At 63.8% G+C, this 21907-nt stretch carries 21 protein-coding genes and 1 tRNA gene; 10 read left to right on the top strand and 12 right to left on the bottom strand.

The annotated features are described in order from the left end of the window. Window positions 1-93: 93 nt before the first annotated feature. Window positions 94-2535: a phosphoenolpyruvate synthase gene (gene ppsA, locus IEX24_RS12620; protein ID WP_188678803.1), complete on the bottom strand. Its 2442-nt coding sequence runs from the start codon at window positions 2533-2535 to the stop codon at window positions 94-96. 196 nt (window positions 2536-2731) lie between these two features. Next, window positions 2732-3577, bottom strand: a complete 846-nt coding sequence (locus tag IEX24_RS12615) for a fumarylacetoacetate hydrolase family protein (RefSeq protein WP_188678801.1) — start codon at window positions 3575-3577, stop codon at window positions 2732-2734. A 151-nt stretch (window positions 3578-3728) separates the two neighbouring features. Between IEX24_RS12615 and IEX24_RS12610 the strand changes: the two genes are divergently transcribed. Next, window positions 3729-4400 carry a GntR family transcriptional regulator gene (locus IEX24_RS12610; protein ID WP_188678799.1) on the top strand — a complete coding sequence of 224 codons (672 nt, stop codon included), beginning with the start codon at window positions 3729-3731 and terminating at the stop codon, window positions 4398-4400. 48 nt (window positions 4401-4448) lie between these two features. Here the strand turns inward: IEX24_RS12610 and IEX24_RS12605 are convergent, their stop codons facing one another. From IEX24_RS12605 to IEX24_RS12590, 4 genes are all read right to left on the bottom strand, one after another. Next, window positions 4449-6041, bottom strand: coding sequence for an FAD-dependent monooxygenase (locus IEX24_RS12605; protein ID WP_188678796.1), 1593 nt, complete (start codon window positions 6039-6041; stop codon window positions 4449-4451). A gap of 99 nt (window positions 6042-6140) precedes the next feature. After that, a complete protein-coding gene (locus IEX24_RS12600) occupies window positions 6141-6893 on the bottom strand; it encodes an SDR family NAD(P)-dependent oxidoreductase (protein WP_188678794.1) in 753 nt (250 codons plus the stop codon). 91 nt (window positions 6894-6984) lie between these two features. After that, a complete protein-coding gene (locus tag IEX24_RS12595) occupies window positions 6985-8316 on the bottom strand; it encodes an ion channel protein (protein ID WP_229715281.1) in 1332 nt (443 codons plus the stop codon). Window positions 8317-8604: 288 nt separating this feature from the next. Beyond that, window positions 8605-8994: an SHOCT domain-containing protein gene (locus IEX24_RS12590; protein WP_188678792.1), complete on the bottom strand. Its 390-nt coding sequence runs from the start codon at window positions 8992-8994 to the stop codon at window positions 8605-8607. 142 nt (window positions 8995-9136) lie between these two features. Here IEX24_RS12590 and IEX24_RS12585 point away from each other — a divergent pair. Continuing rightward, a tRNA-Ser gene (locus IEX24_RS12585) sits at window positions 9137-9227 on the top strand. Window positions 9228-9343: 116 nt separating this feature from the next. Here IEX24_RS12585 and IEX24_RS12580 read toward each other — a convergent pair. Next, on the bottom strand, window positions 9344-9970 hold the full coding sequence (locus IEX24_RS12580) for a TetR/AcrR family transcriptional regulator (protein WP_203586002.1): 627 nt from the start codon (window positions 9968-9970) through the stop codon (window positions 9344-9346). A gap of 89 nt (window positions 9971-10059) precedes the next feature. Here IEX24_RS12580 and IEX24_RS12575 point away from each other — a divergent pair, with 89 nt between their 5' ends. The 4 genes from IEX24_RS12575 (at window position 10060) to IEX24_RS12560 (ending at window position 13150) form a co-directional block, all read left to right on the top strand. After that, window positions 10060-10677: an NAD(P)-dependent oxidoreductase gene (locus IEX24_RS12575; RefSeq protein ID WP_188678790.1), complete on the top strand. Its 618-nt coding sequence runs from the start codon at window positions 10060-10062 to the stop codon at window positions 10675-10677. A gap of 173 nt (window positions 10678-10850) precedes the next feature. Next, entirely contained in the window at window positions 10851-11489 is a 639-nt protein-coding gene (locus tag IEX24_RS12570; protein WP_188678788.1) for a nuclear transport factor 2 family protein, read from the top strand. A gap of 156 nt (window positions 11490-11645) precedes the next feature. After that, on the top strand, window positions 11646-12704 hold the full coding sequence (locus IEX24_RS12565; protein WP_188678786.1) for an LLM class flavin-dependent oxidoreductase: 1059 nt from the start codon (window positions 11646-11648) through the stop codon (window positions 12702-12704). After that, window positions 12701-13150 carry a MarR family winged helix-turn-helix transcriptional regulator gene (locus IEX24_RS12560; protein WP_188678784.1) on the top strand — a complete coding sequence of 150 codons (450 nt, stop codon included), beginning with the start codon at window positions 12701-12703 and terminating at the stop codon, window positions 13148-13150. Before IEX24_RS12565 ends, IEX24_RS12560 begins: the two co-directional genes overlap by 4 nt. Here the strand turns inward: IEX24_RS12560 and IEX24_RS12555 are convergent. The 5 genes from IEX24_RS12555 to IEX24_RS12535 all read right to left on the bottom strand — a co-directional run bounded on the left by IEX24_RS12555 (window position 13124) and on the right by IEX24_RS12535 (window position 18242). Beyond that, on the bottom strand, window positions 13124-14350 hold the full coding sequence (locus tag IEX24_RS12555; RefSeq protein ID WP_229715280.1) for a Fic family protein: 1227 nt from the start codon (window positions 14348-14350) through the stop codon (window positions 13124-13126). The two genes, IEX24_RS12560 and IEX24_RS12555, sit on opposite strands and share 27 nt — an antisense overlap. A 243-nt stretch (window positions 14351-14593) precedes the next feature. Further along, a complete protein-coding gene (locus IEX24_RS12550) occupies window positions 14594-14965 on the bottom strand; it encodes an ArsR/SmtB family transcription factor (protein WP_188678780.1) in 372 nt (123 codons plus the stop codon). Beyond that, the gene (locus IEX24_RS12545) at window positions 14965-15828 is read right to left on the bottom strand and encodes an enoyl-CoA hydratase/isomerase family protein (protein ID WP_188678778.1); all 864 of its coding nucleotides are present in this window, start codon (window positions 15826-15828) and stop codon (window positions 14965-14967) included. Before IEX24_RS12545 ends, IEX24_RS12550 begins: the two co-directional genes overlap by 1 nt. Then, window positions 15825-17042, bottom strand: a complete 1218-nt coding sequence (locus IEX24_RS12540; protein ID WP_188678776.1) for a CaiB/BaiF CoA transferase family protein — start codon at window positions 17040-17042, stop codon at window positions 15825-15827. The genes IEX24_RS12545 and IEX24_RS12540 overlap by 4 nt, the downstream gene beginning before the upstream one ends. 54 nt (window positions 17043-17096) lie before the next feature. Continuing rightward, entirely contained in the window at window positions 17097-18242 is a 1146-nt protein-coding gene (locus IEX24_RS12535) for a flavin reductase family protein (RefSeq protein WP_188678774.1), read from the bottom strand. 244 nt (window positions 18243-18486) lie between these two features. Between IEX24_RS12535 and IEX24_RS12530 the strand changes: the two genes are divergently transcribed. The 4 genes from IEX24_RS12530 to IEX24_RS12515 are packed head-to-tail and all read left to right on the top strand — an operon-like array spanning window position 18487 to window position 21907. Then, window positions 18487-19011: a nuclear transport factor 2 family protein gene (locus IEX24_RS12530; protein WP_188678772.1), complete on the top strand. Its 525-nt coding sequence runs from the start codon at window positions 18487-18489 to the stop codon at window positions 19009-19011. Window positions 19012-19055: 44 nt separating this feature from the next. Next, a complete protein-coding gene (gene mhpA, locus IEX24_RS12525; RefSeq protein WP_188678770.1) occupies window positions 19056-20681 on the top strand; it encodes a bifunctional 3-(3-hydroxy-phenyl)propionate/3-hydroxycinnamic acid hydroxylase MhpA in 1626 nt (541 codons plus the stop codon). Continuing rightward, window positions 20678-21019, top strand: coding sequence for a cupin domain-containing protein (locus tag IEX24_RS12520; protein WP_203586001.1), 342 nt, complete (start codon window positions 20678-20680; stop codon window positions 21017-21019). Before mhpA ends, IEX24_RS12520 begins: the two co-directional genes overlap by 4 nt. 18 nt (window positions 21020-21037) lie before the next feature. Further along, entirely contained in the window at window positions 21038-21907 is an 870-nt protein-coding gene (locus IEX24_RS12515) for an SDR family oxidoreductase (RefSeq protein WP_188678768.1), read from the top strand.

The following is a 21907-nucleotide window of genomic DNA, read 5'->3' as shown; positions in this document are numbered from 1 at the left end:
CCCAAACCTCGAGGGTTGGGGCGGATTTTGTGATCCATGTAGGCGAACGGGGCGGGGGCGGGGCGGGGGCGGGGCGGGGGCGGGGCGGTCGGGTTAGAGCGTGGCCGCCGGCTCGCCGAGCACGCGGCCGGGCGTCGTGGGGGTGACCGCCGCCGGCAGCGACGCCAGCCGCTGCCACGTCTGCACCACGGTGTCGGGGTTCAGCGAGATCGAAGAGATGCCCTGCTCCATGAGCCACTCGGCGAAATCAGGATGATCGGAGGGCCCCTGCCCGCAAATTCCCACATATTTGCCACGGGCCAGGCACGCCTCGATGGCCATGCTGAGCAGCCGCTTCACCGCAGGGTCGCGCTCGTCGAACGCACCCGCCATGACGGCCGAGTCGCGGTCGACCCCAAGGGTGAGCTGGGTGAGGTCGTTCGACCCGATCGAGAAGCCGTCGAAGTGGTCGAGAAACTGATCGGCCAGCAGCGCGTTCGACGGCACCTCGCACATCATCACGACCTGCAGCCCGTTCTCGCCGCGCACCAGCCCGTTCTCACCGAGCGCAGCTATTACGCCAGCCGCCTCTGACACCGTACGCACGAACGGAATCATGACCTTGACGTTGGTGAGGCCCATCTCGTCGCGAACGTACTTCAGCGCCTGGCATTCGAGGTCGAAGCACTCTCTGAACGACTCAGAAACGTAACGGGATGCCCCGCGAAACCCGATCATCGGGTTCTCTTCTTCGGGCTCGTACTTTATGCCGCCCACCAGGTTGGCGTACTCGTTCGACTTGAAGTCAGACATGCGCACGATTACCGGATTCGGCCAGAACGCCGCCGCGAGCGTCGAAACGCCCTCTGCGACGCGCTTGACGAAGAAGTCTTCTGGGCCGGCGTAGGGCGCAATGCGCTCTGCAATCGTCGCCTGCACCTCCGAGCCGAGCTCCTCAGCCTCTTCGCCGACGGCGAGCAGTGCTTTCGGGTGAATGCCGATCTGGCGGTTGATGATGAACTCGAGCCGGGCGAGCCCGACCCCGTCGTTCGGGGTCTGCGCGAACGTGAATGCCTGCTCTGGCGTGCCCACGTTCATCATCACGGCCACCGGGAGCTCGGGCAGATCGCCCTGCTCCACGTGCTCGAGCGTGTAGTCGAGCACCCCGTCGTAGACGTAGCCGGTCTCACCCTCGCTGCACGACACCGTGACCTCTTGCCCGTCGACGAGCGTGAACGTGCCGTCACCCGTACCGACCACCGCCGGCACCCCGAGCTCACGCGCGATGATCGCCGCGTGGCAGGTGCGCCCGCCCCGGTTCGTCACGATGGCCGAGGCGCGCTTCATGATCGGCTCCCAGTCGGGGTCGGTCATGTCGGCGACCAGCACATCACCGGTCTGAAACTGGTGCATGTCGGCGATGGAGGTCAGCACGCGCACGGGCCCTGCGCCGATCTTGTGCCCGATGGCGCGGCCCTCGGCCACGACGGTGCCCCGGGCATCCAACTGAAAACGTTCGGTTCGGCCGGTTCGGCGGGTGATGACGGTCTCGGGTCGCGCCTGCACGATGTAGAGCTGGCCGTCGACGCCGTCTTTGGCCCACTCGATGTCCATCGGGCGGCCGTAGTGCTTCTCGATGGCCATCGCGTGCCGGGCGAGCGTCTCGATCTCGTCGTCGGTGAGGCTGAACAGGCGGGCCTCGTCGGCCGCGACCGGCACGAACTCCACCGTTTTACCGACCGTTGCGTCGGTGGTGTAGATCATCTTCGTGGCCTTCGCGCCCGCCGTGCGCTTCAGAATCGCGGGGCGCCCAGCTGCGAGCCCGGGCTTGTACACGGTGAACTCGTCGGGGTTCACTGCGCCTTGCACGACGCCCTCACCGAGCCCGTAGGCCGAGGTGATGAGCACGGCATCGGAGAAACCCGACTCGGTGTCGATCGTGAACATCACGCCCGACGAGGCGAGGTCTGAGCGCACCATGCGCTGCACCCCCACCGAAAGCGCGACCTCGGAGTGCACGAACCCCTGGTGCACGCGGTACGAAATCGCCCGGTCGGTGTACAGCGACGCGAACACCTCGTGCACCGCCTGCAGCACGTTGTCGATACCGCGAATGTTCAGAAAGGTCTCTTGCTGCCCAGCGAACGACGCATCGGGCAGGTCTTCGGCGGTCGCACTCGAGCGAATAGCCCACGACGCGGGATGCTCGGGGCTCTCATCGATCGTGAGCGCTGCGTAGTACGCCCTGATCGACGCCTCGATGTCTTCGGGCAGCGGCGTCGTCATGATGTCGGCGCGAATGCTCGTGCCTGCCTTCGCCAGTGCTTCGGTATCGGTACTGTCGAGCCCCACCAACGTCGTAGCGATGCGCTCTTCGAGCCCGGTGGTCGACAGAAACCGCCGAAAGGCGTCAGCCGTGGTTGCGAAGCCCCTCGGCACCTTCACTCCGGCGGCCGAGAGGTTGTGAATCAGCTCGCCCAGCGAGGCGTTTTTGCCTCCAACCGAAGCGACGTCATCGAGTCGAACATCTGAGAGCCAGAGAATGTCGGTGGTCATGAGCGAGACCTTTCGTGAAGGGTTTCGTGAGCAAACGAGATGCGAGGGGTGTCTTCGCATTTCGATTGTCGCTGCTCACCAACGACCCAAACTCGGCCCAGACATGAAAAAATCCGCCCTTCTTGACAATGGTGAAAGTCTGAGCGTGATTTGCTCAAACCTCACATTCCAAGCGGGCGGATCTTTCAGCGCGCTTCTAGCTCGCAGTGAACACCTGGCGCTGTTGGCCGAGACCCTCGGCCCAGGTCACCAATTCGTCGCCTGCTGCGAGAAAGACCTGCGGGTTGCGGCCAAGGCCGACACCGGAGGGGGTTCCGGTGAAAATCACGTCGCCGGCGTAGAGCGTCACGGTGTTCGACAGGCGCGAGATGATTTCAGAGACCGAGAAGATCAGGTCGCTCGTGCGGCCGTGCTGCATTTCGACGCCGTTGATCGAGCACCCCAGCTCGATATTGTCGGGGTCGGCGAACTCGTCGGGGGTGGCAAGCCACGGCCCGATCGGCGCGTAGCCCTCGAGCGACTTGCCGAGGCTGAACTGCGGCACCGGGCCCGACGACTGCAGAATGCGCTCTGACAGGTCTTGACCGAGGCTGAGCCCGGCAACGTAGCTCCAGGCGTCGTCGACCGATACCTTGCGGGTGGTCTTGCCGATCACCACAACAAGCTCGGTCTCCCAGTCGGTGTGGCCATCGAGCGGAATGTCGACCGTCGTGTTGGGGCCGGTGACCGAACTCTGAAACTTCGTGAACACCACCGGGGCATCGGGCAGGGCCATGCCCGACTCGGCGGCGTGCTCGCGGTAGTTCAGCCCGATGGCGAAGATCTGCCGCGCGGCGGGCGACGGTGCCCCGAGGTCAGAGGCCGAGAACTCGGCGGCGGCAGCGGTGTCGGCACTCGCAGCCCAGGCGGTGAAGTCGCTCCAGTTGTCATAGACAGCAGTGAGTTCTGACGAGAAACGGCCCTCGCTGGCCGTCTCGATGTCGACGCCGTGGGTATCGTCGGTCAGCAGTGTCGAACGGCCGTTCACGTTGGCTATACGCATTTCTTACCTCAATCTCGAGAATCGTGTGCCTCTCGCGCTTTCGCCCAGCTGAGGCCTGTGCTCAACGATACACAATTTCGAAACTTTTTACGTTAATCGAAAAAGCCTTCGGCAAGCACTTTTCTGGCGCTCTCGATGTTAGGGTGCTGACATGGTCAGCCCTTCGAAGACGCGCAATGAAGAGGCGCTTGCCCACTTGCGCGCCGACATTCTGAACGGCCGCCTGATTCCCGGTCAGAAGCTCGCCTTCGCCGACCTCTGTGCCCGCTACGCCGTGAGCGTCGGCGTCATTCGCGAGGCGCTCTCGAGGCTGGTCGAGCAAGACCTCGTTCGCAGCGCTCCCCAGCAGGGCTTTTTCGTCGCCGCCATTTCGCGTGCCGACCTCGTCTATCTCACCGAAGCCCGCTGCGAGATCGAACCCATCGCGCTGCGTCACGCCATCGCCGAAGGCGACATCGTGTGGGAGTCAGAGGTCGTCGCGGCCCATCACCGTTTGGCCAACGCTTCGCTCGTCGCTCCGGATGCGCCCGACCGCCTCAGTGAAGAGTGGGCAGAGCGGCATTCGACCTTTCACGAGACCCTGCTCTTAGGCTGCGAGAACCCGCGGCTCCGAGCCATCGCCACCGAGTTGCGCGCCTCGGCCGAACTGTATCGCCGCTGGTCGTTTCCGCTTGATCACGAACAGAACCGTGACATTGCGGGGGAGCACGCGGCCATCGTCGACGCGATTCTGGCTCGTGACCCCGACCTGGCGGCCCGCCTGCTGGTCGAGCACATCTCGCTGACCACCGAACTCTTGCTGGAGTCGGAGGCGATCGCCTGACTAAGCGGTGATCTCAGCCGCACGAGCTCACAGAGGCGATCGCCTGACTCAGGCGGCCACCGGCTCCGCGCCGATGGCCAGGCTCAGCGAAATGTCACTCAGCGAGGCCGATCGCTCGGCCACGTGCTGGTCGGGCCGCACGAGCAGAAAGTCGGCGCCTTGTTCGCCGTCGAACGGGTTGTCGATGACCGTGAGCGGCACGCCGAGGCCTGCGGCTTGCGCCACCACGACGTCGACGTCGGCTCGATCTGTGCCGACCGGTATGAGAAGCGTGAACTCCGGGCCGAGCGCGTCGAAGAGCGGAGTTCCGTCGGCGAGCAGCGTGTGGGCGAGCCGTGAACCGGGGTCGGTCGAGGGCTCGTAAGCCGAGGCATCCGCTGTGGGGACAGGAATGACGGCGTCACCGACAATGGGCGAGCCGGCGTAGGAGTACCCGAGCACAACGCCCAGCGCGTGAAACTCGCCGTCTTTCACGAGCTGAATCGCCTCAGCTGCTTCGAGTCTCGCCGCGTCGCCGACCGGCCCTTCTTCAGCGAGGTGGTTGTTCGTGAGGTCGACCGGCAGCGCACGCATGTTCGCGCCGGCGGTCAGAATGGTGGCCTCTGCGATGGGCTTGCGCTCGGCCTCGTAGGTCTGCAGCAACTCAGGGCCCGCCCAGCCGTTTTCGACCGCCGCGATCTTCCAGCCGATGTTCACGGCATCGCCGACACAGGTGTTGAAGCCGTGGCCGCCCCACGGCGGATTCAGGTGTGCGCTCTCGCCGACGAAGAACACGCGGTCGGTCTGAAACTGGTCGGCAACGAGCAGCCGGGCAGTCCACGAGTCGGTCGACAGCACCTCGTGCTCGACCTCGTGACCCACCAGGTCGGTGACGATCTCTGCCGTGCGGTGCTTGCCCGTCGACTCGTCGAGGCTCGGGGCGATCGCCCACCAGGTTCCGTCGAGATCGAGGCGCCCCATCACGCCCGGGGTGTTGCCGCCCACCACCCAGTAGTGCACTGCATCGCCCATGGGCGGCTCGAGGTCGGGGGCGCGAAAGATGAAGTTGAAGTTCGGCCGAACATCCGATGTGCCCGAGAGCTTGATGCCGAGCGACTTTCGCACCGCGCTGGCCGCGCCGTCTGCGGCGAGAACGTAGCGCGAAACGAACTCTTCGGTGCTGCCGTCTTCGTTCTCGATGAACGAGGTGACGCTGTCGGCCGACTCAGAGACGCCCGTGACCCTGCTGCCGTACTTGAACGTGACGAGCGGAGACAGGGCCAGGTGCTCGCGCATCACGCGCTCTACGACCGGCTGCGCAATCTGCTGCCCGAGCTCAGGGGTGATCTCGGCTGTCTCTGGCCCAAGACCCAGGCAGTTCGTGAACCGCGTGATCTCGTACCCGTCGACTGCGGAGCAGAACACCACGACGTCAGAGAACTCCACCGGCAGCGAGGCCGCGGCGCGAATCTTGTCGGCGAAACCCCAGCGCCTGAAGTGTTCCATGGTGCGGATGCTCGTGGTCTTCGCTCGCGGGCGGTCAGCCGAAACGGCGTGGCGAGGTTCAACCACGACCGAGGCAATGCCATGAAATGCCAGCTCGGTTGCGGCGGCGAGGCCAGAGGGGCCGCCACCAGAAATCAGAACGGGGGTGATGCTCACCGCGGGTCTCCCAACATCTTTGTTTGTCTCTTCATCGTCGGTCTTTCGCCATGAATCATGGCGACCACTTTCATTCAATGGCAGTACGGTTCGCTGTGGTCACATGCGGGCGAGGCCACCGTCGGCCATGATCGTCTGGCCCGTGATGAACGCGGCGTCGTCTGACGAGAGAAACGCGATGGTTCCCACGACGTCGTCGGTCGTTCCCGGGCGTTTGATGGCCTGTTTCTGAACCACGGCGTCGAGCGCCGCTGGCGGCAGCCCCTTGGAGTTCATGCCTTCGGTCTGCGTGAACGTGGGGCCCACGGCGTTCACCGTGATGCCGAAGGGCGCCAGGTCGGTCGAGAGACCGCGAGTGAAGCCGATGATGCCCATCTTGCTCGAGAGGTACGGCGTCACGCCGGCCACCGCGAGCACGATCGAGTTCGAGGTGAGGTTGATGATGCGCCCCCACGAGTTCTCTTTCATGAGACCCACCACGGCTTTGGTCATCAGAAACTGAGAATCGAGGTTGAGGCTCAGCACACTGCGCCAGAGGTCGAAGTCGAGCTCGTCGAACGCGCGATTCGGATAGGTGCCCGCATTGTTGACGAGAATGTCGCAGCGGCCGAAGGTGCTGCGAATCTGTTCGCCCAGCTGCGCGGTGGCTTCGGGGTCGGTGATGTTGGCGGTGACCGAGAGCCCGCGTCGGCCGAGCTTCTCGACTGCTTCAATGGTCTCTGTCGAATCGCGAATATCCACGGCCACGATGTCGGCGCCGCGTTCGGCGAGCCCGACACAGAACGCTCGGCCGAACCCGCCGGCGGCTCCGGTGACGACTGCCACTCGGCCGTGGTGTGTCTGAAAAGTCATGACTGGTGCTCCTTTGCCTCGGCGCGAGCATCGTTGCCTGCTGCCGAATTACAGCGTAACCGTCACGACCTTTTGGCGGGCATCCACAGCACTAGGCCGGCGCAGCGGCAACCGGTTCAGGCGCCGGGTCGCGCGGCTGCGGCGCGGGGTGGATGATCATCTCCGGCGCCCGCGACACCATCAGCCAAATCGGCAGAATGATGACACACAGCACTGAAAGCAGGGCGACATCGCCCACGACCGCCGCCGCGATGAAGAGCGCGAGCCACCCGTCGCGAGCCACCACGAGAACGAGCCCGAGCACTCCGCAGGCCAGGGCGAGCGAAATGGGAATCTGCGGAAAGAGCGTCTCGGCCACCAGCCCGAGTGCCACCCCAATGAACACCGCCGGAAAAATGCGGCCCCCTCGAAAGCCGGCCGAGGCGGCCACGACCAGCGCGGCCACCTTCACCAGAGTGATCAGCGTCAACTGGCCGAGGTCGTAATCACCCCTGTTGTTGACCAGCGTCGCCATCTCAGACAGCCCTTTGAAGAGCGTGATCTGCCCGCCGAGGGCGCCGAGAAGACCGAGCACCACGCCGCCGAGCGTGATATAGATGATCGGGTACTTCAGACCGTGAAAGAAGCGGTGAACATGGGGAAAGACGAAAACCATGACCAACCCGAGCAGCGTCGCGGCAATCGCCACGCCCAGCCCGTACACGAAATAGATGGGCTGCATCGGGCCCATCTGCGGCACGTTCACGGTCAAGGTCGAACCGCCGAGCAGCCCCATCGTCACCGACCCCGCGCCGGCGGCGGCCACCGGCAAGAACATCCTGTCCCACAGCGATCCGCCCGTCTTCAGTGCGGCCACCACCCCGGTGAACACGAGCGCCGCCGCAACCGGCGTGCCGAACAGGGCACCGATGGTGCCAGCGGCAGCGAGCAGCAGAATCAGCTGGGTGGGAACCTTCGGCATCAGCCGCGCGATCAGCGCCACGAGCACCGCCGTGTTGATGGCGATGATGGGGTTCTCCGGGCCGAGGCTCACACCGCCGGCCAGCGCCAGAATCGTCACGAGCACCAGGCTCGGGATGACCGCGAGTTTCAGAGGTGGTGCGATGAGCTCGGTGGTCGCCGAGTCACGCGCGCCGTGCCCCGGCACCAGCCAGACGACGAGCCCGATGGCCACGCCCGAGAGCGAGAGCAGGGTGAAGATGTACCAGCCGTTGTTCGGGTCGAGGCCCGTCGCGTGCGGCAACCAGTGCCAGAGGTAGTCTTCGAACTGGTCGGCGACCCACTCCAGACCCCAGAGAATGAGAGCCGAAACCACACCGATGATGACGGCCGGAACCGCGAGTAGCGCGAGCGTGCGCAGAGGCATCGCCCCGTTGTCGTTCTCCGCCGCCGGTGAACCTGACGACGTGCGTGCGTCTGTCATAGGTGCCTCACTCTGGTTCGGGCGGGGTGCGTTTCGGGCTGCAAAACGATCTAGTGACCCCACCTTAGACCTAGGCGCTTTGCCCTCGCGCGGCCGGAGTTGCTAAGCGACTCGGGGGGCCCGGCGCTTACGAACACCAAAGCGAAACGCATTGTGCGGGGGAGCGTTGTGCGGTGGAGTGGCGAGAAGGCGCATTCGCCGGGGCGGCTGCTGCCGGGGATCCGGTCGCACTGAAAAAGGCCACCCGTCGCCGTGACGAATGGCCCTTTTCGGTGTGCGTGGTGAGGCTCAGGCCTTCGGGGTTACCGAAAGCGCGTGCGCCTTGAGGCTCTCGTACTCGGCCTGGGTGATTGCGCCCGAGTCGAGCAGTGTCTTCGCCTTGGCGATGTCGTCGGCCGGCGTGGTGCCGGCAACCTGGCGAATGTAGTCGTTCGTCGCGGTCTCAGCCTGCTTTGCAGCCTTCTGTGAACGCTCGGCCATGCCCTTGCCACGTGCGATGAGATACACCAAAGCGGTGAGGAACGGCACGAAGATCAAGAACAACACCCAGATGGCCTTGAACCAGCCGTTGAGCTTGTGGTCGCGAAACAGGTCGCCGATGATCGCGAACAGCGCGAACAGGTAGGCGATGAACGCGAACGTCCAGAAAAACGTGTAAACAACGCCCCAGAAATCCATGAAGGCAGTCCTTTCTTTTCGCGGCTTACCCCCAAGGGCTGCCTCTCAGCCTCGAATCTAGCGCATTCGCAGGTTCTCATTGGTGAGTCTGTGCAATTTGTGTCGGCGTGCATTCGGCTATGATGGCTGAGGCAACAACCTAGGAGCTGTCGCATAGTTCGGCCTAGTGCACCACCCTGCTAAGGTGGAGAGGGGTTTATACTCCTCCGTGGGTTCAAATCCCACCGGCTCCGCTCTCATCAACCCTCGTAGTTCCCCGCAATTTCAGGGATCGACGAGGGTTGAACTTTTTATGTCGAACGGCCGTGCCTACATCATCGCCGCGAGCAGGGGGATCGGGTCGGTCGATTTATGGGCGATTCACGTGCAACCGAATCACCTCATCGGTCAAGTCGTCAAGGTCGGGCCAGTCGATGGCGCCGTGGCCGTTGTACAAAGTGACAAGCCCGTGCAGCCCGGTCCAGAGCAACAGACCTGCCCGCCAGGATTGCTGCTCTGCGATGTGCCACCCTTGCTCGGCGCGCGCACGGGCAAGAGACGAGACGACGGACTCGAGCAGCTTTTCGCCTGCACCGTGTGTCGAGAGCGGGATCAAATCGGTTGGCATCCGGTTACCGAACAAGGTCGCATAATCGCCGGGGTGCTCATGACCCCACTTCACGTAGGCGTGGCACCGAGCCGTCAGGTCTGCCACGGCTGACCCGGCGCCTTCGGCAGACGCATTCACCTGCTGTGTTAGCTCGTCGTAGCGCAGACGCAGCACATGCCCGATGAGGGCACCGAGATTGGGGAAGTGCCCATAGATGCTCGCCGGTGCGACACCCACCTCACGAGCGACCTGCCGCAGGGTGATTGTCTCGGGGCGCTCGACCGTCGATAGAAGTCGAGCCATGGCTTCGATGAGCTGGTCGCGGAGCAGTTGACCCTGGCCGCGCGCGTTACGGCGTCGCAACGGTTCCGTCTCGCTTTTCTCCACGTCTTCACCTTTCTACCGATGCTCCTTGACAACTATAACCAACACGTGTTTACTCATGTTACCAACACTTGTTTAGTTAAGGAGTCGTCATGCGGATCGCCATTCTCGGAGCAACGGGCAAAGTCGGAAGCCTCGTCGTCGAACAGGCACTCGAACGAGGTCACGAGGTGATCGCCCTGACCCGGAAACCCGATATGTATGTAATGCCCGTGGGTGGCGGCGTAGAGGTGCGCCAAGCTGATGTCACCGATGCGGCCCATTTTCCCCGACTCAGCGACGCCGACGTGATCATCTCCGCGCTAGGCCTCAGCAAAGGTGACGCGCCCGGCGTACTCATCGCCGGAGCCCGGGTACTGGCGAGCACCGGCGTGCGCACTCTCTGGCTGGGGGCGCTGGGCGCCGGCACCTCCGCCGGAGCAGGCGGAGCCCTCTATCAACTCATGATGAAGATGTTCGTCGGTAAAGAACTCGCCGAGAAAGCTCAGGCAGACGCGATTGCCCTGAAGGGGGGCGCCACGGTCTTCCATGCACCCGACTTGTGGGTCGGTGGGGTGAGCGAGAATCGAGTGGCGGTCGCCCTCGAGAACTATCGCAAGCCCTTCTTTCCGCCTCACGCGGCCCGCGCCACGGTCGCCGCACTCATGCTCGACGAGGCGGAGGCGGCCGATCGGCACGCCCGCATTCTCGTTCCCCTGGCCTCGAAGTAGACCATGGAGCAGGAGCACGCCGCGTCATCAGGGGCGTCGACGTTGCTCCGCCCGTGTGGGGGAGGGGGCGCCTTACGGCCATCCATCCTGGTCTTGCATGGAAATAGACGAATTGTCTACTATGAAAGAGAGTTGCGCGCACACAGCGATCGCCGAAAATTGAGGAGCCCGCTATGACGAGCACAGATTTCAGCCTGTCGACCGACGTAGCCGAGCTGAGTTCGGTGGGAAGTGACCTCTCGACGATCGCGCAGATCGTGCTCTACGAACGACAAGCGCGTGATTGGGGCTGGTGGGCGCAGATGGCGGCGACGTACTGGCCCGGCGCGATCGTGAATCTCATGTGGTACCACGGTGATGCAGCCGGCTTCATCTCCGGGTCGAAGCGCTTGTACGAGGGCGGCGCGCGCCCGTTTCACCACATGTTCGCCCCCGTCGTGCACGTGAGCGGTACGAGAGCGCATGCCGAGGCCGCGGCCAGTACCTGGTCGAGATGGAATATCGATGGAACAGATTGCACGCTCAACACCTACATGAAGCTCAACTACCGATTCGAGCGCAGAGACGGTGTGTGGCGCATCGCGCAGTTCGACTGCGTTTACGAGTACGGCACTCTGACGCCCGTCGTGCCTGGCGAATCGGTTGTCATTCCGGCGACGGAACTCGCGGCGTTCCGCGATTCGTACGCCATCATGGCGTGGCATCAGACGCGACGCGGTGTCGCCGTCGACAATGATCAGCTCGGCGTTGACCGCCCGGAGCAGCTGGCCGACTTCTACGCAAGCACCTCGCGCTGGTTGCACGGCGCATAACAACCCACTCCTCCGGCCGCACAGCCACTCCGGCGATATCTTTGCGCGATGTAATTGACGTGTCATCTAAAAGTGTTAGTGTGATTGACGCGTCAATAACATCGAGTGCGAGTCGGAGCGCTCGAATTGGCGCCGTCGTGATGGAGTGATCTGACCGTGGCTTTCGAGATAGGCATTCATACCTTTGGTGAAATAACCGCCGACCCGGTGACTGGTCGAGTACCGAGCAGCGTAGAGCGGATGCGGGAGACGATCGAGCAGGCGGTGGTCGCCGAGCAGGCCGGGCTCGACGTTGTCGGCATCGGGGAGCATCACCGAGGTGACTTCATTGCGTCGCAGCCGGCCGTGATGCTCGCCGCGATCGCCGCTTCTACCTCACGCGTGCGTCTCACGAGCGCCGTGACGGTCTTGAGCTCAGCCGACCCGGTCGTGACCTTTCAAGAGTTCGCTACCCTCGATTTGATCTCGAACGGTCGAGCCGAGATCATTGCGGGCCGCGGCTCGTTCACAGATTCGTTTCCGCTTTTCGGGTACGACCTTGCCGATTACGCAGACATCTTCCGAGAGAAGCTCGAGCTTCTCGTCGCAATCCGCGACTCGAATCCGATCACGTGGAGCGGAAAGTTCCGATCATCCCTCAGCCAGGCAGACATAGCGCCGCGACCCGTTCAGAAGACCCTTCCCATCTGGGTCGGGGTGGGCGGCACTCCGTCGTCGGGCGCACGCGCCGGCAGAATGGGGCTTCCCATGGCTTACGGCGTTCTGCTGGGGCCCATCGATTCGGCCCTGCCGATCAAACGGGCCTTCGAAGACGCCGCACACCGAAATGGTCACGACCTGACCATTATGCCGACCCTGATCGCCGGCCACGGTTTCGTTTCCAGATCAAGCCAAGAAGCCCGTGACGTCATGTACCCGTACTTCGCATCGGGTTTTGCCGAGAACTCCAGGCAACGCGACCAGCCCACCGTGATTCCCCGAGGCGCATTCGACGCACAAACATCCCCTCACGGAGCACTCATGACGGGAAGCGTGCAAGAGGTCATCGACAAAATGATGCTTCAACATGAGCTGTACGGCAACACGCGCGTGCTCATTCAAATGGGTTTGGGGGGCGTGCCTCAGAAGGAGCACCTGAAAGCCATCGAACTGCTGGGCACCGAGGTTGCTCCCGTTTTGCGCCGCGAGATCGACGGAGCCCAGGTGGCCGCATGACCCGCCTCACCGAGGCCGAAGAGCGCGCCTGGAGCGGGATGCTCAACGTGACAGCTGCCCTCCGTAAACGAATGGGAGCAATCGTTTACGAGGCCGCAGGGCTCTCCGAAACCGACTACACCGTGTTGGTACCCATCGTCTATGCCGGTGACACCCCGCTCCGCTCGAGCGAACTCGCAGAAGCGATCAACTGGGATAGGAGTCGGCTCTCCCATCACCTCGGCCGCATGGAGACCAGAGGACTGATTCGCCGCACGCAGCATTCCGAAGACAACAGGGGCGCCGTTCTGCACATCACAGACTCGGGCCTCGCCGCGCTGCGGCAGGCGAGCGGCCCCCATCTCCGCTCCATCAAGAGCCTCTTCGCCGATGCCCTGAGCGCCACGCAGATCGAGGCCCTCACCGAGATCGTCGAAGACCTAGAACGACACCTCGCAACTCACTAACATCTTGACGGGTTTCGGTCGCAGCGCGCCGAATCGACCTTGGTCAGGCGCGCCAGGGCCGAGTTTTGGTTTGCGATCTTTGGTATCAGCGCCGCCGATTCTATTGCTGCGCTCGGTGACCGAGACCAGGGCGAGGTGTCGGTCGGCCGTCCAGCAGATGAGCCGGCCCTTTTGGTCTTTGGTTCGACCGAGCACGCCGGCCTCAGCTAGCTCGGTCAGCGCACGATGCGCTGAGGCTGTAGAGCCGCCGAGGCGGTCGACGACGGATTCTGCTGTAAGCACGGGATCGCTGGCGAGGGTGTCGAGAATGCGTAAAACGATCGCATCGCGGCGCGGTGCCGCCGGATTCAAACCGCGGTCGCGACGAAAAGCGACGAGCTCGTCTCGTACCGTTTCGTCGAGCACAGCGATATCGTTGGCGAGCCGCACGGCGTTGCCCGCAGCTGACTCGGCGGCATGAGTGAAGCCGATGATCCACTCATCGAGACGCTGCGGCTGGTCGCGATAGGCGGTCAGCCCAGCCAGATACGCGTTCACATTGCCCGCGAATACAGTGCTGATGGGTATGAGGGTGTTTCTGAGTGCGTCTGCGCGGCGCAATACGGTGTGGATGAGCGCACGCCCCGTGCGTCCGTTTCCGTCTGTGAACGGATGAATCGTCTCGAACTGTGCGTGCACGACGGCAGCCCGCACGAGTGGGTTGCCGTCAGTCTGGCTTGCGAACCGCACGAGGTCGTCGAGCAGGCGCGCCACCTCGGTCTCTGGTGGAGGCACGAAATCAGCGCGCAACGGGCTCCAGCCTGGGCCACCTACCCAGTTTTGCTCTCGTCGAACGCCTCGATCGAGACGTGGTTCGATCACGTGCTGAAGACTCACGATGTCGTCAACCGAGATCGGGCGGTTTCGGTCTGCGAGCACCGCGATCGCCTCTTCGGTTGCGCGCACGTTCGCCACCACGTCAAGAGCCGCGCGCGTGCCTTGGTGCAGTAGTTCTGCGATCGCCAGTTTCTTCGGCGTAACTCTGTTTCCCTCGATCCATGACGATGAAATCGACTCCGAGCGAATCAGCAGATGGTTCAAATAGCCGCCACGTGTTCCGATTCGTTCATCTGCGCGCGCAAGCACGGTCATCGCTTCGTCTGCCGCGCTCGCAGCGACGCTGCCCAGTGCGGGCAGCGTGCCACCGAGTTCATCTGGCACGTACGCTCGATAGTGCCCCGGCGCGCGATCCCTCCGAGTCAGGCCGGCTGAGTCGTCTGGGTTCCACAGGCGGTCGACATATTCGGCCATAACCACCCTTCCGTCAGACGAATCTATTTCTACTTTAGATACTCTAAACGAGAAATACCGAATCTGCGGTGTCGGTTAGCAGTCGCCGATCACGTGGCGGTCGGAGCTTTCGGGAAGCGGTTCGCGTTTGCTGCGGTCAGTCGGCCCGACGAGTCACGCCGCGCCGCTCGTTGTGGTCAGAACGTAGTCGACCAGCGTGTCGAGCACAACCGATGCGTCTTCGAGGTCGGCCCGCCAATAGGTGATGGGCCCGCTGCCGCGCGGGTGCGTGTCGTGGCGTTCGTGCAGCAGCCCTGCAGTGGTTAGGGCTCGCAGATGTGCGAGCACACCGTTTCGCGAGAGCCCGAATTCTCGCATCAGGTCAGAGGCGCAGGTCTCGCCGTTCGACAAGATGTAGCGCAGAATCTCGACCCTGACCGACTTGATTCCGAGCGCCTGATACGACCGGGCGATGACGAGTTCGTCGCTCTCGTGCAGCAACGCAGACGGTTGCGACGCCAACCCCCGCACAAGCGAAGTGGTCATCAGACTCCTTCGGAAAGCTGGCCGCCTCCTGCGGGGCGCCAGGTGAACTGCGGTGCTTGACGGTGCAGAAACGCGTTGATGCCGATCTGCATGTCAGGGCTCTCGGTCATGGCCGCCCACGCGGCATCCCAGTGTTCATCGATCTGCGGGTCGTTCGCTGCAGCGAGGTCGACGAGTTGCTTCATCGAGTGCTGCGAGAATTTCGAACGACTGCGAATCGAGTCGATGAGTGCGGTGCACCGCGCCTCGAATTCGTCGTCGGGCACGGTCTCGGCGACGAGCCCGAGAGCTTGAGCGCGCGTGGCCGAAAAGGTGTCGGCGGTGAGCAGAATGAATTTCGCATTTGCGAGCCCCACCTGCCTGACGAGGCGCTCGATGCCAGGCCTCGGGTAGATGATGCCGATCTTCGACGGGGTGATGGCGAACACCGACCGCTCACTGGCGATGATGAAGTCGCAGGCAGAGGCGATCTGCCAGCCGCCGCCCATGCAGGCCCCATCGACGAGCGCGATCGTGGGTTTGGCGACCGCCGCAATCGCTCCGTCGGCCTGGCTCAGGTGGTCGATGACCGTGCCGTCGTCTTGCCGGTCGAGAATCACCGAGGCGAGGTCGCCGATGTTCGCGCCGGCACTGAAGATCGAACCGACGCCGCGAAGGGTCACCAGAGAAACGCGCGGGTCTTCGTCGAGCGTCGGCATCAGCTCTTGCAGCTGAATGCACATCGCTTTCGTCAGGGCGTTTCGCCGTGACGCGTTCTCGATCTGCACCGCGGCGACCCCGTCGCTGATGCTCACGGTGATGGTGCCCTTCGGCTTCGTGTCGGTCACGCCCGCCGTCTCGGTCACGGCCGCAGTCTCGTTCATCGCTGTACTTCAGCCGTGAGCGCGTCGATCTTCACGTGGCCGGTCTGTTCGAGTGCCGCAATCGCATCGTCGTCGTAGCCGAGCTCCCGCAGCACGTCACCGGTGTGTTCGCCGAGCAGCGGTGGTCGTGAAATGATCTCGCTGGGCTGCCCATCGACGGTCAGCGGCCCGCGCACCAGCGGCAGCGCCGAGCCATCACGACGCGTCGTGTGCTGCACCAGCCCCAGCGCGGCCACCTGCTCTGAGGCGAACGCTTGGGTGTAATTATAGATAGCACCGCACGGGATGCCCGCGGCACTGATCATCTCAACCCACTCATCGGCGGGCTTGGCCGCAAGAGCGGTCTCCACGAGCGCGGTGAGTTCGTCTCGGTTCGCAGAACGGTGTGCTCCGGTCACGAACCGCGGATCATCCACCACCGACTCGATCTGCAGCAGACCGCAGAAGGCCTTCCACTGAACCTGGTTGCCCACCGCGATGTTGATGGCCTCGGTTGCCGTCGTGAACGTGCCGTACGGCGAAATGGTGGGGTGATTGTTGCCCTGCGGAACGGGCGTCTCGCCGAGGCTGAGCGCCCGCTGGCCCTGAAACACCGAGAGGTTCAGGGCGGTCTCGAGCAGCGACGTCGAGACGGTGCTGACCGGATGCCCGTTGCTCCGCCCCACGAGCGCCGCCGTTATACCGAGCGCAGCGATCATGCCCGAAGTGATGTCGACGATAGGGATGCCCACCCGGTACACGTGCTCGGAGTCGGCGCCGGTGATCGACATCAGGCCCGACATGCCTTGAATGACCTGGTCGAGCCCTGCGTCGTTCTTCAGCGGCCCGGTGATGCCGAATCCATTGACCGACGCGACGATGAGGCGCGGGTTCAACTCGGTGAGCCGCTCGTCGGTGAGGCCCAGCTTGGCGAGCGTGCCGAGCTTGAAGTTCTCGATCAGAACATCTGCGCCGGCGACGAGCTTGTCGATGACCTCACGACCCTCGGGCGAGTAGAGGTTGAGGCAGATCGACCGCTTATTGCGGTTCACGGCTTCGAAGTAGAGGCTGTGTTCGTCTTCGAAGGGCGGCCACTGGCGGGCAGTGTCGCCACCGTTCAGGCTCTCGACCTTGATGACGGTCGCACCGAGGTCGGCGAGCAGCGCCGTGCAGTAAGGCCCCGCGAGCGCGCGGCTGAGGTCGACCACTGTGATTCCCTCGAGTGGCTTGGTCATGCTGGTCTCCTCAATTTCTGGCCAAAAAGTGCCGGCCAAGCACAGTTTGGCCGATCACTGTCTGGCCAACGCGGCGATCTGTTGCAGGCTCTGCACCCATGCCTCGATCTGCTCGGTCGATGTGTGCGGCGGCAGCCCGGTGAGCCGAAGCGCCATGGCAGGTGCCCCCGGCCCGGTGGGCAGCGGCACGACCACGTTCGCCAAATCGTACCGTTCGCCCGCAACGAGGTCGGGGCAGAAGTTGTCGGCGAGTTCGAGGGTCGCCTGCTTGACGACCCGCTCTTGGCGGGGCAGGCGATCGGAGGCCTCGAACTCGGTCAGAACCGCTTCGTGCGCCTCAATGACCTCGGGTTTGGCCGCAAGATACGAATACCCGAGGCCCTGAACCTTGCTGAGAAACGCCTCGTTCAGCTGGCGGCGGCTTTCGCTGTCGTCGGGCGTGCGGCCGAGCCATTCGTCGACCACGCTCTCGTCAGCATCGGCCATGAACACGGCCCCGAAGGGAGGGATGAGCGGCTGCCGGTGCCCGAGCGCGTACGGGTCGGGGTGCCGGCCTTGGTTCGAGATGAGAACCTGAACCGAATCCCAGCCCACCTTGGCGAGCACGCCGCAGTTGACACCGAATTCGGAGCTCACTCGCTCGACTTGAGAGCGGATGGTCTCAGCTATCTGTGCAGCCTGAATCAGTTCGGGGTCTGGTGCTGCAATCAGCGATCGTGGCGAGAAGCGCCCGTAGCCGCCCTGAAAGAACAGCAGGGGCAGGGTCGAGCGCTGAACCGCGAGGTCGTGCACACGCCCCAAGACGATGTAGTGGTCGCCGGTTTCGCGAATGTCTTCGAAGGTGCACTCGATCCACGACACGGCGTCTTCGAGAATGGGCGAACCCAGTGGCCCTGGCCGCCAGTTCACGCCGTCGAACTTGCTCGGCCCACTCCGGGCGAGCTGGCGGCAGAGCGCCTCTTGGTCGCTGGCGAGCACGTTGATGCAGAACGAGTCGGCCGTTCGAAGCTGCGCCCACGTCTTCGAGCTGGCGGTGGGAAAGAAGGCGATGAGTGGTGGGTCGAGCGAGACTGATGAGAAGGTTCCCACCACCATTCCGGTGGGGTTTCCGTCTGCCGGCACAGCAGTGACAACCGCTACGCCAGTGGGGTAGTGACCGAGAGTTTCGCGAAATAGGGCAGGGTCAATGTCGTTCGACATACAACCTCCATCAGTTCAGTGCTGCGGGCAGCAGAGAGTTCACCCGCCCGACCTGTGAATCAAATCACCCTCAAACAAAGATGTCAACGGTTATGATGGAATACGGTCTGAGCCCGGCTTGACAGCGGGGCGCAGCCAGAGCACAATCAAACCAGCCGAAAGGTTATGACGTTTTAGCCCCGGCTCAGGCGACTCACGGGGCAGTCCGACCCCGACGGCACTCTCAAGGATGAGGAAGATCAGCATGGATGTAAACGACAAAGCCGAGATCATCGAGATCATGAATCTCTACGCGTTCGCTCTCGATACGCACCAGTGGGATTTGTTCGATCGCGTGTTCACCGACGATGTCGAGGCAGTCTTCGGCCCGGCCGGTGCCGCCTGGAACGGCCTCGATGTGTTCAAGGCTTCGTTCGCCGAATTCCACGACCGCCTCGACAGCCACCAGCACACCATGATGGGCCACCTGGTCACCGTCGACGGTGACGAGGCGCACGCCTTCAGCTACGGTAACTGGCTGCTCATTCGCAACGCGGCCGTCGGCGGCACGAGCTGGACGGGCACGGGCTGGTACGACGACCTCGTTGTTCGCACCGACGCCGGCTGGCGCATCAAGAAGCGCGTCTGCAAGCTGCAGGGCTGGAGCGGCAACCCCTCCGTTCCTGAGCAGCACGCCGAGCACAACCCCGACATGAACAACAACGTGCTGCACACGTTCGCCGAAAACGGAGAGCTCGGCTACCTCGGCGCACTCAAGGCACAGAAGTAGTCAGGCCTTCGAGCATCGGGCTAGGTATTAAGAGGAACAGCGGAGTGAACGTGCCGACAACGGGCAGAGCATCCGACCAGGCCGACTTCGTTATTGTGGGGGCGGGCCCCGTGGGCCTGCTCTCGGCGATTCTGCTCGGCCGCGAAGGCTGGCGGGTCACCGTCGTCGAGCGCTGGCCGTCGCGGTACCCAATGCCCCGGGCGTGCACCATCGACCACGAAGCGTTGCGCATCTTGCAGTCGGCGGGCGTCATGACAGAGCACGCCGACCTGTTCGAGCCGTCGCGCGGCGAGCGTGGCGGCTACCAGATTCGCAATGGCGACGGTGTGCTGCTTCGCGCCATCAACTGGAACCGCGATGCCGAATCGGGCTGGGCCAACACCAACGGCTTCTACCAGCCCGACCTCGAAGAGGTGCTCGAGGCGATGGCCGTCGCTCTGCCCACGGTCGAATTGCGGCGTGGATTCTCGGCAGAAGCCATATCGCAAGACGACGACGGCGTGACACTCACCGTCACCCGCACGGGAGAAGAGTCGGTGGCCGAGCAGCTTCGCGGAAGCTGGCTCATCGCAGCCGATGGCGCGAACAGCGTGGTGCGCGGCCTCGTGGGTATCGAGACCGTCGATGCGAACTTCGAAGCCGACTGGCTCGTCGTCGACTACCAGCCGCTGGCCGACGAGCACTGGGAGGCGTTCGTCACCCAGTACTGCGACCCTGCGCAGCCAGCCACGGCCGTCAACAGCGGCCCAGGTCGCCGCCGCTTCGAGTTCATGCGCCGCGCCGACGTCTCGGTCGAAGAGCTGAGCCGCCCCGAGACGGCCTGGAACCTGATGGCCCCGTGGAATGTCACCCCCGAGAACGCTCACCTCGAGCGCCACGCGGTGTACACGTTTCGTGGCCGGTGGGCCGAGACCTGGCGTGCCGGCCGGGTGTTTCTCGCCGGCGACGCGGCCCACCTCATGCCACCGTTTCTCGGCCAGGGCCTCTGCGCGGGTCTTCGTGACGCCCGGTCGCTCAGCTGGCGTCTCTCGATGGTGGCCGCGGGCCAGGCCGGCGAAGCGATTCTCGACTCCTACGGGTCTGAGCGCAAAGCGCACGTGCGCGTCATCATCGACGAGGCTGTCGAAGTCGGCAAGATCATCTGCGAGCTCGACCCCGAGCGGGCGGCCGAACGGGATGCCCGTATGCGGGCCGAGCTGACCGACCCCGAATCGGTGACCGTCGAACCGCCGCACCCGAGGCTCGGCGAACCGTCTATCACCGCACCCGGCATCGAAGGCGCAGGCGCTTCAGACGCCGGCACCCTCTCGATTCAGGCCGTTGTCGAGGTCGACGGCGTGACCGGCCTCTTCGACGACGTGGTGGGTGGCGACTGGCAGCTCATCGGCATCGATACCGACCCTCTCGCCTTCGTCGACTCCGAGACGCGAGCGTGGTTCACGAGCATCCGCGGCACCGCCACTCTCCTCTCTGAGAAAGGCCCGGTTCTCGACCACGACGGCGCCTACCGTGCCTGGTTCGAAAAACACAACGCCACGCTGCTGCTCGCCCGCCCCGACTTCTACCTCTACGGCACAGGCACCGCCGAAGACGCCCCGCGTCTTCTCGAGTCTCTGCGCTCTGCCCTCACCAATTCGCTCGAACACACAGAAGTAGGTGCACTGTCATGACCATGCGAGTCACGAGAATAGGCGACGCTGAGCCGTTCACGCCGGTCGGCCACGCAGGAGTGGGCCCGGTTCGGCTGCAGGGTGGCGCGTCGACCCCGACGACCGATTTCACCGTAGCGCTCTCGCACTACCTGCCCGGTGCCCTGGCCGAATTGGCTCCGCAAGAGGCTGAGACGGTCTACGTTTTGGTTTCGGGCGAGCTCGTCATGGCGGCAGAAGGCGCTGAAGAAGTGCTGGGGCCGCTCGACTCCGTGCACTTCACCACCGGTACTCTGCGTACGGTCGAGAACCGCACCAACCTGCCTGCCAGCATGCTCGTCATTCGGGCCACGAGCTGACAGAGACGACGTCACAACATGATTCTGGTCACAGCCGCCAACGGCAACCAGGGCAAGCTCCTCATTCCCCGGCTGCTCGCTGCCGGCCACGAGGTGCGCGCAAGCGTTCAGTCTGAGGCGTCGGCCGACGCCCTGCGTGAACGCGGCGTCACCGACATCGTCGTCGGCAATCTGAGCGACGCCGACGTGATCGCCCGCGCCGTCGACGGGGTCGAAAAGGTCTACCACATCGGTGCCACTCTCTCGCCGTTCGAGCGAGCCATCGGTTTTGCCATAGTGGATGCTGCCCGCGACGCGGGCGTGAGTCACTTCGTCTTCAGCTCGGTATTGCACGCCATCACCACTGACCTGATTCAACACGAGCTCAAGCGTGACGTCGAAGAACATCTGCTCTCGTCGGGGCTGGAATTCACCATTCTGCAGCCCGCGAACTACATGCTGGCGCACCGGCTGAAGCCGGCCTTCGAACAGGGTGTCTTCAACCTCTCGTGGTCACTCGACCGGTTGCAGTCGCTGGTCTACATCGGCGACATCGTCGAGGTTGCAGCGCTGGTGCTCGGCGATAGTGAGCGTCATCTCGGCGCTACCTACGAACTCGTCTCGCCCGGTCGCTACACGGCGTACGACCTCGCCGAGGTCATCTCGAGCGTCATCGAGCGGCCCGTCGCGGCGAACGAGATCACAGCCGACACGTTTTCGAAGATCATGCTGGCCGGCGCAGACCCGAGCACAAAGACCTACGAGCTCAGCGTGATGCGGGCCATCAGCGCCCGATACAGCAGCACCGATTTCGTCGGCAACCCGAACGTTCTCACCTGGCTGCTCGGCCGCACACCGACCACGTTCGAGCAATTCGTGCGTGAACAGTATTCCCTGACCGAACAGTAG

The sequence above is a fragment of the Subtercola lobariae genome, assembly GCF_014640255.1.
GTDB classification, from domain to species: domain Bacteria; phylum Actinomycetota; class Actinomycetes; order Actinomycetales; family Microbacteriaceae; genus Subtercola; species Subtercola lobariae.
Note: the sequence above shows the minus strand (reverse complement) of the source record. Positions and strands in the feature narration are given on the sequence as shown.